A 13,151-nucleotide genomic window follows, 5' to 3' on the forward strand; every position below is an offset into this window, starting at 1 on the left:
AAGCACCCACACGAATTATCTGACTAAATTTTTAAAGAGCTTGTTGAGACAAGCGCTTAACTTGCTCAACCGAGGCGACGAATTCTACAGCATTCAAACCTCTTGTCAACAGTGATTTGAAATTTATTTTCAAATTGTCTTTTTCAAAAATGTTAAAAACTTTTGAAAAATCAGACTGTTGCGGTGCTGTTCGAGGTCTTACCCCGTGACAGCGAGGGCGTATTATACGCACGGAAGACCAAAGCACAACCCCTATTTTCACTTTTTTGTAAAAAAGTTTCAGAACGGCTGGAAAGAGGCTTTTACTCCTTACAGTTACAACAACCTACCGTCTGTAATGAATAGGGGTAATAGACTGAGAGAAACTGGCACTATTAAACCTCAATACAAGCCCCCCATAGAATCCGTTATGAGAACAGTGAGACATATCTCGGAAAACCATTAGGAGTTGCGTACAATCAATCCATTGGCTTCTGGTAAACCCGGGGTTGATAATGTTTCTGCAGTAACAGCCTACGATTCACCCTAGCTCTGATTAATGAGTACTATCAGCGGAACTGTAATTTTGCCTATTGATAAAAAAAGCATTCAGCATTGGTTTCATCTCTGCTTTAACACCCGAATGCTGATCACCTTTGTGATGGGTTTTTCCAGCGGCTTGCCACTGCTACTGACCATTTCAGTGTTACAAATCTGGATGCGCCAGGAAGGTGTTGATCTATCGACTATCGGTTTAATGGCCCTGGTTGGCCTACCTTATACTTTGAAATTTGTCTGGGCTCCGATACTAGACCGCTTTAGCCTGCCCTTTCTGGGTCGTCGGCGCGGCTGGCTTCTTGCGATTCAAATACTACTCGGTCTGGCTATTGCCAGTATCGGCTTGGCAGACCCTATTACATCCCCCTGGTTTATTGCTCTGCTGGCATTATTGGTGACCTTCTTTAGCGCCAGCCAAGATATTGTGATTGATGCCTATCGCCGGGAACATCTGTCTGAGAATGAGCTAGGCATGGGCTCCAGCCTGTATGTCTACGGCTACCGTACAGGTATGCTGCTGGCATCTGGTGGCGGTTTGATCCTGGCAGATAGCATCGGTTTTGCTTCTGTCTTTATGCTGATGGGCTTGTGTATGGGCATTGGTATTGCTACCACACTATTAGCCCCAGAGCCTGATACTCCAATCAATACGCCTAAATCCCTGAAAGCTGCCGTAGTTGAACCTTTTAAGGAGTATTTTAACCGGAATTCTGCCTGGACCATCCTTCTCTTTATTCTGCTCTATAAGCTGGGCGATACCCTGGCCAGCGCCATGACCAGCCCTTTCTATGTGGATATGGGTTTCAGCAGCAGTGAAATTGGTGTCACCGTTAAACTGTTTGGTTTCTGGGCGACACTAATTGGAGCCTTTCTAGGTGGAGCTCTAATCATTAAACTGGGTATCTATCGCTCACTTTGGCTGTTTGGCATTCTACAAATGGCAAGCACCGCAGGTTTTGCAGTCCTATCTGAGGTAGGCTATAACATGAACCTACTGGCAGCGGTGATTGGTTTTGAGAACCTAACAGCGGGGATGGGCACCGCCGCTTATATGGCTTTTATGGCGGCTTTGACAGATAAACGTTTTACCGCCACCCAGTATGCACTTTTGACCAGCTTAATGGGAATTCCACGCACGTTAATATCGGCCCCCAGTGGTTATCTGGCAGAAATTATGGGCTGGACAGAGTTCTTTATTCTTTGCACAGTGATAGCATTACCCGGTTTATGGTTATTACGCCACTTTTCCAACTGGCACAGCCATTCCGAACAATCAGCTCCCGAAGAGGAGCAAGGAGCAACAGCTCCATCTACACAAACACAAGTAAAAGAGAATACTTAAGGCGTTTTTATGTCTGACCAGATTAGCGTTGATGATACTGTGACTAAGGCCCGGCAGAATTGCCAACAGCTTGGAGTGAGACTAACGCCAAAACGAGAAAAAGTGTTACGAGTACTGCTCAATGCCGATCAGCCACTGTCGGCTTATGACGTGGTTGATTTGTTTAAAGAGCAGTTCTCTGAGAACTTACCGGCGATGAGTGCTTACCGCATTCTGACTTTTTTATTAGATAACGGCTTTGTGCACAAACTGGAAACCACAAATCAGTTTATCAGCTGTCGCCATATCAGCTGCGATCATCAACATGAACCACCGCAGTTTCTGATCTGTGACCGCTGTAATGCAGTCAAAGAGCTCAGCATTGGCAAGCAAACACTGACCGAGCTTAATAATGGCATTGAGCAATCCGGCTTTGTGCTGGTGAGAAAACAGCTTGAGTTACATGGTTTATGTCAGGAATGCCAGCAAAAGGATCATAGCGATATCGCTCTGGATAAGAGTGAATCATAGCAACCCAACACGGGGGCTTATCCTCTACAGCGCCTGAGTTCAAATAACTTTGGCCCTCTCAATACCCTAAAGACCGGCATCTAGACTCAATACAGATTAGAGCCGGTCTTTTTCGTTTAACCCAAACAGGCTTTATGACCTTAAACAGCTAAACAAAATGACGCTCAACTGTTAAACGGATATCTCTATCGTTATGGGAAACTTCACCGAGTTAGCCAAAAAGCAGTGGTGATGAGCTTTATCATGCAGGCCTTTAAGCTGCTGTTCACTGGGTACATTTCCAACAAAGGCGATTTCTGGCCTGAGTCGAACCTCGGTCATCACCGTCATTCCGCTTGCATCCTTCGCCATAGTGCCCAACGCGGGATCTTTATAATGATCAACACAGAAACCTTCCACAGCAGCAAAGCTTAAAAAGAACAGCATATGACAACTGGACAGCGCCGCCACAAAGGCCTCTTCCGGGTCCACATTCGCTTCTACCGAGTAAGGTAAGGGCACCACATGAGGGGAGGAGGATGCAGGCACTGTCTGACCACCATCAAAGTGCCATTCGTGCCCCCGGCTGTAGCGATTATCGGTAAAAGACTGCTCACCTCTGTACCACTCAACCGTTGCGACATACTCTGACATTGCTTACTCCACACCTATTTTGCGTTAAACAACTTCTGATTAAAGATAAGAAATTAAACCACCCTCCTATCATGATATGAGTTAAGCTTGAAAACAAAGTATCATTACTCAGCCTATCTTGAGAAAATCTCAAAACACTTATTGCTTTCATATATCTTCATGGCCCTTATCTAATGCCCGATAATATCTCCCTGACCGCCATACGCACTCTGGCTATTGTTGCCAGGGAGCAAAGCTTTACCAAAGCAGCTGAACAGTTATGCATCAGTCCCAGCGCGGTCAGCCATCAAATGAAACAATTGGAGCAACAGCTGGGCTATCGACTGTTTCATCGTAAAGCGCAAGGCGTAGCATTAACGCCTTCTGGCCTGGAGCTAGCCCGATACGCCAACCAAGCGATGCAGCAACTGGATACCGGTTTATTGAAGGCCAGAGAAAGCAGTCAAAAAACTCAACTGACACTCGCCGTCACTCCCAGCCTGGCTCAACTTTGGCTGATCCCTCGCTTAAACGATTTTTGTCCGCAATATCCCAATATCGAACTCATGATCAAAGCTCAGGACAAACTGACCGACTTCAACCAACAGCATGCTGATCTACATCTGCACTTTGGTGATGGCCAGGCCATCGGCCTGAAAAGCCTCTATTTAATGAGTGAGAGTGTGGTAGCCGTGGGCCATAAAACCCTTTTCTCTGATCTTATTAATCCCGAAGATCCTAATGAGGTTCAGGCTCTACTGAGTCAAGGCCAACTGCGTTTACTGCATTACAAAGGGGGCGAGGAGGACGCTCCGGGCGGCCTGAATTGGCGCGAATGGTTTAGCCGTCAAAATATAACGATGGCCAGCCATCAAGCCCATCTTTATTTCAGTCATCTCCAGCTGGTATTGGAAGCGGTTAAACAGCAACAAGGCATAGCACTGATGTGGCAAAGCCTACTACCCGATGAGCTACGCCTCTCTCACCCAGCGCAATCGCGTCATATAAAGCGGGCAGTTCACCCAGGACAAGTCAATCACCTAACGCAGTCAAAGGCCTTAGGACAGTCGGATAACTCCAAACAACAGGGGAACTCTCAACTGACCGTATTACCTTTTGCTCCCATTACGTTGAAATACAGTCACTATCTGGTCGCTCCCGAGCACCATTGGCAAAGAGAAGAGATACAGGCACTGAGTGGCTGGCTACAGCTACAAGCCTCATAACTATCGCCCCCATGTTCTAACTGCCCCCCATGTTCTAACTGGAAGTACACTGCAAGACCTCAGTTCCGAAAATGGCTAGTTTACAGCCCAAAGATGCGTATACTGAGAGCAGCAAACATTGCGAGCGTATCATCGGACAGACAGATAGAGACAACCAGGACAGCACCCGCTATGACTGACTCCACCAACTCTAAGCCAACCTCTAATACTCAGACCACAGGCAAGGCTCAAACCACAAGCAAGACTCAAATCACAGGCAAGACTCAAATCACAGGCAAGACTCAGATATCAAATGACATACTAAGTCCTGAACAATGTCGCAGTGCACGTTTGGCGAGAGACAGTCGCTTTGATGGCCTATTTTTTACCGCTGTTAAAACCACCGGAATCTTCTGTCGCTCTATCTGTCCGGCAACACCACCCAAAGAGGAAAATGTGGAGTACTTTTTCCACTCCTCTCAAGCCCTGCAATCCGGTTATCGTCCCTGCCTGCGTTGCCGACCGGATAGTGCGCCCGGTTCCTGGGCTTGGCTGGGTACAGCCACAACATTGCAACGAGCCATTCGCTTGATTGAACAAGGTGCGTTACAACAACAGAATCTGGAAGAGTTTGCCCTACGCCTGGGCATCAGTGACCGTTATCTAAGAAAACTGTTTACTGAACAGCTGGGCATTTCTCCTAAACAGTACGCACAATATCATCAGCTAATGTTTGCCAAACAGTTGCTGCACCATAGTGATATGAGCATCAGTGATATCGCTCTGGCCAGCGGTTTTAACAGTATTCGCCGCTTTAATGATGCGTTTCAAAAAGTGTTGAAACTAACGCCCAGCGCGATTCGTAAACGTACAATACAAGAGCTTGAGACAAGCCAACTCCCTCAACCATCTCGGAAAGAACAGCAAGCACAAATAAGCCATCAACTGACGCTACGGGTACGGCCACCTTTTAACTGGCAACATACGCTGGACTTTTACCGTTTACGGGCCATCAAGGGCATTGAGTTTGTTGACAGCACCAGCTATCAAAGAAGCTTCCAACTGGAGCAAATCGAGGGCTGGTTTAAGGTCAGTCAGCAGAATGAACAGAGCTTACAAGTTGAGTTTACGTTAAGCGATATTCGGGCACTTAATGCTCTGATGCAGAAGATCCGCCGTATGCTGGATCTGGAGAGTGATCTGAGCAGTATCGAACAATATCTCAGTCAGAATGGATTGGCGGGCATAGCCACTCCAGGGATTCGCATCCCTGGGGTCTGGGATATTTGGGAAGCCGGTATTCGCGCGATTTTAGGTCAGCAGGTATCCATTAAAGCGGCAATTACACATCTGAATCAGCTCACCCAACAACTCAATAATCAGAACTCAAATGCTCAGTCAACAGCGCACGATAATCCGTTATTCATTTTCCCTAAACCGGAATGGATTGTTGCCAGTGACTTAGCCTTTTTAAAACTGCCCAATAGCCGTAAAGAGACATTAAAAGCCTTTGCCCGGTATATGCTGGATCACCCCGACGAACATCCCAGCCAATGGCAGCAGATTAAAGGGATTGGCCCCTGGACGATACAGTATGCCTGTATTCGCGGTTTATCAGAGCCTGATCACTTTCTTGCCGGTGATCTGATTATCAAAAAAGCGCTCAGCGTAATCGACAAAGAGTCAGAGCCGGTTGATATTAAAAAACTTTCACCCTGGGGCAGTTATGCCACTTTTCAGTGCTGGCATTATTACAACACACTGGCAGATTCCGATGCTCAGACGCTTAGCCCTCAAGCGATTAACACGTTCCAGAACAACATCACCAGTCTGGATAGCCAAGCAATGACAACATCCACCCAAACCAATACGGCTAAGCAATCCACGAGAAAAGCAACCAGGAAAATTGCAATGAAAGCCACAGAAAAAGCCGCACAACAGAGCTATTACAGTCACTGGCAAAGCCCATTGGGCTTATTGACACTACAAGCCAATGATCAGGGACTGATGGGGTTATGGTTACCGACCTTCACAACCAAACCCGATGATTTGGGTATGGCAAAAGACGATCATCCGATTCTGCAGCAAGCCATTCAGCAGTGTCAGGAGTACTTTGCCGGACAAAGGCAAAACTTTGATCTGCCCTTAGCCGCGACAGGCACCGAGTTCCAACAACAGGTCTGGCATGCACTGACACAAATCCCTTTTGGGGTGACCTGGAGTTATCAGGATCTGGCTAATGCCATCGGCAACCCAAAGGCCGTACGTGCGGTTGGCTTAGCCAATGGTAAAAATCCGATCTCTATTATCGTACCTTGCCATCGCGTGATTGGTAAAAACGGCAAATTGACCGGTTATGCCGGAGGGGTTGAGCAGAAAGAGCAGCTGCTGAAGTTAGAAGGAGCGCTTTAACGCCCTAAAAATCCTGAATACTCTCGTAATGATCCAAAGCAGGCAACCCAACTTATAACATATTGGCATTAAAGCCTTTATTTATTCAGGTCTGTTTGCTATCTGCAATTCAAAAGCAGCAACTATTTAGGATCAATACAATGACCAAGCTACAACGCTACTCCGGTTATGCTGGATTAATCCCCTTTATCGGACTCAGCCTCATGGCACTCAGCGGCTATCCCAACGCTGAACACTGGTTACTGAGCTACGCTGCTTTGATTTTCAGTTTTTTAGGTGGGATTTTATGGCAAGCCAGTCTGAAGGATGATCTGCCTGCTCATGTCACAGCCATTGCTCTGGGCACTATGCTATGGGCCTGGTTGTGGCTACTGATTCCTTTCACTTACTGGCACTCGGTAGCAGCGCTATCCTTTATTGGTTTGTGGCTCTACGAGCGTCGCTATCTGCAGGGCAGCTATATTCAAGGTTTTTTACAGCTGCGCTGCCAATTATCCACAGGTGCAGCGGCCAGTTTGATGGCCTACTCCATTCTGTAAACGGACTCCCTTTCGATAAACAGAATAAGCACTCAGGCTAACCAAAGTTTAGTTTAGGCCAGCCTGAACGCCTAGCTTAAGATAACAGGCAAGAACGTACAATCAATCGCGGAAGTTCTGATACTGCAGCGGAACTTCCAGCTCAGACTGACGTAACAGAGCGATCGCTTGTTGTAGATCATCACGCTTTTTACCGGTGACACGCACTTGCTCACCCTGGACAGCAGCCTGCACTTTCAGTTTGGCATTTTTTATCATTTTTACGATCTTACGTGCCGTATCAGCATCAATACCTTCCTGGAGCGTCACGGTACTGCGTGCCGTTTTACCGCTTTCTACCACATCGCCCACGTCCATACACTTTACATCCACTTCTCGGCAAATCAGTTCAGCCTGTAGCATTTCAAGCATCTGTTTGACCTGAAACTCCGACTCAGCGATCACTTCCACCACATTGTCTTTACGCACAAATTTGGCATCAACCCCCTTAAAATCAAAGCGGTTACCCACGACACGGTTGGATTGATCTACAGCATTTGTTACCTGGTGCATGTCCAGTTCCGACACAACGTCAAAAGATGGCATCTAATGTCTCCTTTAATAATTTGCGTTGAAAGCATTATACTTGCGCCCCTGTTTCTGCCAACTGGATAAATTAGATGACTCAAACACAATGGACAGTACTGGGAGCCGGATCTCTGGGTTGCCTGTGGGGTGGCTATCTGAGCCGGGCCGGTTTCGATATTACACTGATCCACAGAAGTGGTGTCGCAGCACCAGACAGTCTGAGCCTAACTCGCTTTCAGAGTAAAACGGCAGAACCCTTCAAAGCGAAACTCAGCTGTGCCGAACACTGTGCACCGGGTTCTATTAAGCAGTTAATTATCGCGACCAAAGCACCCGATGCTTTAGATGCTGTCGCCGGTATCGCCCATGCCCTGGCCGATGATGCCACTATTTTGGTTTTGCAAAACGGGATGGGAGCGCAACAAGCGGTCGCGGATGCCTATAGTAATTACGCCATTATTGCCGCCTGTATTACCGACGGTGCTTACCGTACTGAACCGGGTCATGTGATTCATGCCGGTCAGGGTCTAAGCCGTATTGGTGCTCTGAATGAAAAGGGTAAAACCGTTGAACAAGATGTGATAGCCCAGTTGATGCAGATGGATCTGGTAATTGAAGCCTGCCCGGAAATCAATCAGGCATTATGGAATAAACTTGCTATTAATATCGCCATTAATGGCCTGACCGCATTGGATCAGTGTCTCAATGGTGAGCTGAACGAACCTCAGCGACTGAAGCGTGTAGAGCGCTTGTGCCAGGAAACCGAAGCGGTGATGAAAGCGCTGAATCTGACCCTGCCAGAGCAAGGCGTATTTGACCTGGCCAGAAGTGTCATCGATGGCACCGCTCAGAATCGCTCATCCATGCTACAGGATACACTAAAAGGCAAAAGTACCGAGATCGAATATATCAATGGTTATCTGTTACAACAGGCAAACAAACTGGGTATTGCAGCCCCGGAAAACCAAACCGTATACGAAGCAGTCATTGCCCGCTTTCATTAGATTCGACCTGAGCTGGCTTGGCCCGAACCGATACCGAACAGCTTAAGCCCATTGAATACCCACGACACTAACCATCCTCATAGGGATTGCTCTGCTCCAGTATATTCAGCTGCTGCAGTCCCTGTTCAATAATCTGCTCTGCCATCGCGTAAAGCTCAGAGTGGCCGTTCCCCAACACCTGCAACATACTGCGTTTTTCCGGCAGGTAGAGTGCTGCAAATTCCGGATCACGCTCGGTAATGGTATGGGTATTATCGATAATATCCGCCAGTTTAATGGTTTTTGCCGCAGCAGAAGCGGCATGCAACTGCTCACGATCCTTTTGTTTACGCTGTTTCCGGCTTAAATGAGGTGGGTGTGGGCCAGAAGTTAACTGCTCAACCAGAGCAGCAACCTCCAGACCAAAATGATGTTCAATCTCTGCCAGCTGCACTTCGGTATCTTCCACCACATCATGTAACCAGGCCGCAGCTAATACAATGGGGTCGGGTAACACACCGGCAACCCGTTCCGCAACAGCCTGAGGATGCACAATATAGGCTTCGTTGGTATAACGACGCACCTGCTCATGCCGACCATGGGCATCAGAGGCAAACTCCCTGGCCCTCTCAACTAAAGGGTGATTCATCACCGAGTTTGCATCTGACATAACGGCCTCCTGGTCGGGACACTGCCCGAAATACGTTTTTATTACTGGGGATCGCCCTAACCGGTATTTCTTAATCCGGCGGCAATACCGGCCATGGTTACCATCAAGGCCTGTTCTACCTGAGGATTACCCGGATGATCCCGATCACGCAACAACAACTCCGCCTGCAAAACATGCAAAGGATCTATATAAGGATTGCGCACTCTGATCGCTTCTGCAATTAACGGCATATGTTCCTGTAAGTGCTCCCGGTCCCGAATAGTCAGCACCGTTTGCTTAAGATGATTTAAACGCTGCCGCAACTCATGCCCCAGGGGTCTTAATGACTCAGGAACCAGCTTCTGCTCATAGTAAGCCGCCACATCCGTATCAGACTTATTCAGCACCATCTCCAACATATCCATATAGGTACTGAAAAACGGCCATTGAGCCATCATCTCACGTATCAGCTCCAGCTCATCGTTCTCAAGTGCATCACCCAATGCCTTATCACTGCCCAGCCAGGCCGGTAGCATCAAACGGATTTGCGTCCAGGCAAAAATCCATGGGATTGCACGCAGGCTTTCTACTCCGCCATTTGCCTTTCGCTTAGCCGGACGGCTGCCCAACGGCAGCTTAGCCAACTCCTGCTCTGGAGTGATCGCCCGGAAATAAGGCACAAAACGGGGATCCTCCCGCACCTGAGAGCGATAACTCGTCAGTGCACGGGCGGCCAGACGATTCATCTGTTCACGCCATTGGGGTTTGACGGCCGGTGGCGGCTGAAGCGTGGCTTCCAGCACCGCTGAAACATAGATCTCCATGCTACGTTGCGCCATATCCGGCTGACCAAACTTAAAGCGAATCATCTCACCCTGCTCAGTCACTCTCAAACTGCCATTCACTGAGCCCGGTGGTTGCGCCAGAATTGCAGACCGCGCAGGGCCACCACCACGACCCACGGTACCACCCCGGCCATGAAACAGAGTCATATGAACACCGTGACGACGACACACCTGCACCAGCTCTTCCTGTGCCCTGTACTGGCCCCAGGCCGCAGCTAACTGCCCCGCATCTTTAGAGGAGTCAGAGTAACCAATCATCACTTCCTGCTCACCCTGGGTCCAATCCTTATACCACTCGATACGTAACAGGTTATCGATCACATCCGCCGCGTTATCCAGATCATTCAGGGTTTCAAACAGAGGTACCACATTGATCGGATGAGGATAACCACACTCTTTCAGTAACAACTGTACCGCCAGTACATCGGACGCTTTATGGGCCATGGATATCACATAACTACCCAAGGCATCCGGGGATTGTTTCGCGACCACCCGACAGGTATCGATCACCTCCTGTACTTCCGGCGATGCCTGCCAATCCTGTGGAATCAATGGTCGGCGACTACGCAGTTCGGTTAACAGAAATTTCTGACGTTCCTTCTCGCTCCATACACTGTAATCTCCCAGATCCAAAGCCTCACACAGCTCTGTCATTACCGCTTCGTGGCGACCTGAGTCCTGACGAATATCCAGCTTCAGCAGATTTAAACCAAAGCAGCTGGCACGACGCAACGTATCCAACAGAGGGCCATTGGCAATGGTGCTCATACCACACTCTTTTAATGAGCGATAACACATCTTCAGCGGCTCAATCAGTTCCTCATTGGAAGCGAGTAACTCTTTGGGAGGCTGTTCATGCTCTTTACCTTCCAGCTGATCTTCAATCCAGTCCTGAGTCACACGTAATCGTTTACGCAAGCGACGCAGCAATACCCGGTAAGGTTCAGGTGTGCTACCCACCTTGGCCCTCAATTCACTGTTACAGCGCCACATCGATAACTCATGCAGTAGCTGATCCACATCTCTTAAGTAAAGATCCGCCGCCATCCAGCGGGCTAACAGCAACACCTCTTCGGTCACTTTAGCTGTCACATTAGGGTTACCATCACGATCGCCCCCCATCCAGGAGCAGAACCGAATCGGCGAGCAGTCCAGCGGCAGTTTACGGCCTGTGGCTTCCCGTAATGCCTCATCCAGATGTCGATAAAACTCAGGCACAGCTTCCCAAAGGGAGTTCTCGATCACCACAAAGCCCCATTTAGCCTCATCCACCGGAGTTGGGCGCTTATGACGAATCTCATCCGTATGCCAGGCTTGTTCGATCATCTGACGGATGCGGCTTTTAATCTTCTGTTTCTGGTCCAGATAAAGGTCATCACTGTCCAACTGATTCAGACTTTGCGAGATCTCATCATATTTCTGGATCAGGGTGCGACGGTTCACTTCTGTCGGGTGCGCCGTCATTACCAGATCGATACGCATATCATGAATGGTCTGCCAGATATCATCCGGCTGCACATGACTGGAAGTCAGGTGGCTGAATAAAGTATAGAGAGATTGTTGATCTACAGATTGGTAATCTTCGGTTTTGCGATAACGGGCGCGGTAGTGTTGTTCCGCGATATTGGCCAGGTTAAGAAACTGATTAAACGCCCTGGCTACAGGCAACAGCTCATCATCTGACAGGCTGGACAGATACTCCTGCAGATGATTATCAGAGTGATCGCCACTTCGGTCTGCTTTGGCCAGATGACGAATGGTTTCTATCTTCTGTAGAAATTCCGGCCCTAAATGGTGATCCATGGTTTTACCCAGAGAATCCCCCAACTCACGTACATTTTCTCGTAAAGACTCATGCAGTCGATTCACAGGCTACCTCCATGATAAACAAGATTCACGTCACAAAGCAGTGAAAAAAGCGCCCAGGCACACCATGCCACAGTCACTGACAGCTTGAGCGGTAAATCCCAAAATACGTTAGCGTTACTCTGTACATTACCAACAAATAACTCAGATAAACAATACAGTACAAAAAAACAATCCCAGCAAAACCTTGCTCTGCTCGAAATACGCAAAAAATTCTGTCGTTTTAGGATAAAGCCACTTATTTGTTGCTACAGTGTTAACAAGGCCCAACATAAACGAGGCCCTATAACGACAGTAGCAGGTATCTATCATCTGGCATCATCAGATACCTGCTGAGTTATTGAGGGATGTTGATTTATCGAGGGATGTTGATTTATCGGGAGATATAGTTATGCGCTTTAATCAACTGGTTCACGAATGGAAAACCAAAGAGACCGGAGAGGTGACAGAAGAGGAGTTCAGTGTCCACCTTCCCATCGAAGACGCCGCCCGCTTGAAAGCTCTGACAGAACTTTTTCCACGACGCCCCACAGAACTGATTCTGACAGACCTGATCAAAGCAGCACTGGATGAAATCGAAAATAGCTTTCCTTATGAAAAAGGCACTAAGGTCGCCACATTAGATGAAGAGGGCGATCCTATTTACGAAGATGTCGGGCTGACACCACGCTTTTTGGAATTAAGTCGTAAACATCTGCAAAATGCGACCAAACTAAAGCAAGCAGGTTAGTATCTTGACATCCTCCCTCCGCTAAATCAGGCAAGCTGATTATAGCGGGGGATTCCTACAGCTAGACGGCCATGTCCGACCGCAAGAATGTTCCTGGCCGCATTCACATCGCGGTCGTGCGTCACACCACACGCACTGCAGATCCACTCTCTTATTCCAAGTCCTGCGATACCTTTCGGCCTCGAATCGGGCAAACTGCCACAACTCGAACAGGTTTGGGTGGTGTACGACTCATCAACTTCTTTGAAAACAATACCTGCGTGAGCGCATTTATAATCCAGCATCGTTTTCAGCATGGCCCAACCTGCATCCAGCACAGACTTCGCCATCTTGGTTTTGGCTAATGAGGAGGAT

12 protein-coding genes are annotated in these 13,151 nt (G+C 48.2%); 7 read left to right on the forward strand and 5 right to left on the reverse strand.

Features of this window, described 5'->3' with window-relative positions; all coding sequences use genetic code 11:
- Nucleotides 1-565: 565 nt before the first annotated feature.
- Together H579_RS26280 and H579_RS26285 are read left to right on the forward strand one after the other, a co-directional pair.
- On the forward strand, nt 566-1,879 hold the full coding sequence (locus H579_RS26280; RefSeq protein WP_245583300.1) for an AmpG family muropeptide MFS transporter: 1,314 nt from the start codon (nt 566-568) through the stop codon (nt 1,877-1,879).
- Nucleotides 1,880-1,888: 9 nt separating this feature from the next.
- Complete coding sequence (locus H579_RS26285) at nt 1,889-2,389, forward strand: Fur family transcriptional regulator (protein ID WP_051227821.1); 501 nt, start codon at nt 1,889-1,891, stop codon at nt 2,387-2,389.
- 171 nt (nt 2,390-2,560) lie between these two features.
- On the opposite strand, the gene H579_RS0117700 is transcribed toward H579_RS26285, so the two are convergent.
- A complete protein-coding gene (locus H579_RS0117700; RefSeq protein ID WP_028301790.1) occupies nt 2,561-3,022 on the reverse strand; it encodes an OsmC family protein in 462 nt (153 codons plus the stop codon).
- Between the two features lie 173 nt (nt 3,023-3,195).
- On the opposite strand from H579_RS0117700, the gene H579_RS28075 reads away from it, so the two are divergent.
- The 3 genes from H579_RS28075 (at nt 3,196) to H579_RS0117715 (ending at nt 7,157) form a co-directional block, all read left to right on the forward strand.
- The gene (locus tag H579_RS28075; RefSeq protein WP_051227823.1) at nt 3,196-4,227 is read left to right on the forward strand and encodes a LysR family transcriptional regulator; all 1,032 of its coding nucleotides are present in this window, start codon (nt 3,196-3,198) and stop codon (nt 4,225-4,227) included.
- A gap of 171 nt (nt 4,228-4,398) precedes the next feature.
- Entirely contained in the window at nt 4,399-6,618 is a 2,220-nt protein-coding gene (locus H579_RS30140) for a methylated-DNA--[protein]-cysteine S-methyltransferase (protein WP_084624206.1), read from the forward strand.
- A 140-nt stretch (nt 6,619-6,758) separates the two neighbouring features.
- Complete coding sequence (locus H579_RS0117715) at nt 6,759-7,157, forward strand: DUF3429 domain-containing protein (RefSeq protein ID WP_028301791.1); 399 nt, start codon at nt 6,759-6,761, stop codon at nt 7,155-7,157.
- 102 nt (nt 7,158-7,259) lie between these two features.
- Here H579_RS0117715 and H579_RS0117720 read toward each other — a convergent pair whose 3' ends face one another.
- Nucleotides 7,260-7,742, reverse strand: a complete 483-nt coding sequence (locus H579_RS0117720) for a YajQ family cyclic di-GMP-binding protein (protein WP_028301792.1) — start codon at nt 7,740-7,742, stop codon at nt 7,260-7,262.
- Between the two features lie 74 nt (nt 7,743-7,816).
- On the opposite strand from H579_RS0117720, the gene H579_RS26300 reads away from it, so the two are divergent.
- Nucleotides 7,817-8,728, forward strand: coding sequence for a ketopantoate reductase family protein (locus H579_RS26300; RefSeq protein WP_051227825.1), 912 nt, complete (start codon nt 7,817-7,819; stop codon nt 8,726-8,728).
- A 67-nt stretch (nt 8,729-8,795) separates the two neighbouring features.
- On the opposite strand, the gene H579_RS0117730 is transcribed toward H579_RS26300, so the two are convergent.
- Together H579_RS0117730 and ppc are read right to left on the reverse strand one after the other, a co-directional pair.
- Nucleotides 8,796-9,377: an HD domain-containing protein gene (locus H579_RS0117730; protein ID WP_211224745.1), complete on the reverse strand. Its 582-nt coding sequence runs from the start codon at nt 9,375-9,377 to the stop codon at nt 8,796-8,798.
- Nucleotides 9,378-9,433: 56 nt separating this feature from the next.
- The gene (gene ppc / locus H579_RS0117735; RefSeq protein ID WP_028301794.1) at nt 9,434-12,070 is read right to left on the reverse strand and encodes a phosphoenolpyruvate carboxylase; all 2,637 of its coding nucleotides are present in this window, start codon (nt 12,068-12,070) and stop codon (nt 9,434-9,436) included.
- A 388-nt stretch (nt 12,071-12,458) separates the two neighbouring features.
- On the opposite strand from ppc, the gene H579_RS0117740 reads away from it, so the two are divergent.
- Complete coding sequence (locus tag H579_RS0117740) at nt 12,459-12,797, forward strand: hypothetical protein (protein WP_028301795.1); 339 nt, start codon at nt 12,459-12,461, stop codon at nt 12,795-12,797.
- Between the two features lie 26 nt (nt 12,798-12,823).
- Here H579_RS0117740 and H579_RS0117745 read toward each other — a convergent pair.
- Nucleotides 12,824-13,151: RNA-guided endonuclease InsQ/TnpB family protein (locus H579_RS0117745; protein ID WP_028301796.1), on the reverse strand; the 328-nt coding region annotated here is incomplete at its 5' end.

The sequence above is a fragment of the Oceanospirillum beijerinckii DSM 7166 genome (assembly GCF_000422425.1).
GTDB classification, from domain to species: Bacteria; Pseudomonadota; Gammaproteobacteria; order Pseudomonadales; family Halomonadaceae; genus Oceanospirillum; species Oceanospirillum beijerinckii.

What these genes read in the sequence shown, in the direction of transcription:
- H579_RS26285 (WP_051227821.1), top strand. Translation starts at nt 1,889, where the DNA reads ATGTCTGACCAGATTAGCGTTGATGATACTGTGACTAAGGCCCGGCAG.
- H579_RS0117700 (WP_028301790.1), bottom strand. Translation starts at nt 3,022, where the DNA reads ATGTCAGAGTATGTCGCAACGGTTGAGTGGTACAGAGGTGAGCAGTCT.
- H579_RS28075 (WP_051227823.1), top strand. Translation starts at nt 3,196, where the DNA reads ATGCCCGATAATATCTCCCTGACCGCCATACGCACTCTGGCTATTGTT.
- H579_RS30140 (WP_084624206.1), top strand. Translation starts at nt 4,399, where the DNA reads ATGACTGACTCCACCAACTCTAAGCCAACCTCTAATACTCAGACCACA.
- H579_RS0117715 (WP_028301791.1), top strand. Translation starts at nt 6,759, where the DNA reads ATGACCAAGCTACAACGCTACTCCGGTTATGCTGGATTAATCCCCTTT.
- H579_RS0117720 (WP_028301792.1), bottom strand. Translation starts at nt 7,742, where the DNA reads ATGCCATCTTTTGACGTTGTGTCGGAACTGGACATGCACCAGGTAACA.
- H579_RS26300 (WP_051227825.1), top strand. Translation starts at nt 7,817, where the DNA reads ATGACTCAAACACAATGGACAGTACTGGGAGCCGGATCTCTGGGTTGC.
- H579_RS0117730 (WP_211224745.1), bottom strand. Translation starts at nt 9,377, where the DNA reads ATGTCAGATGCAAACTCGGTGATGAATCACCCTTTAGTTGAGAGGGCC.
- H579_RS0117740 (WP_028301795.1), top strand. Translation starts at nt 12,459, where the DNA reads ATGCGCTTTAATCAACTGGTTCACGAATGGAAAACCAAAGAGACCGGA.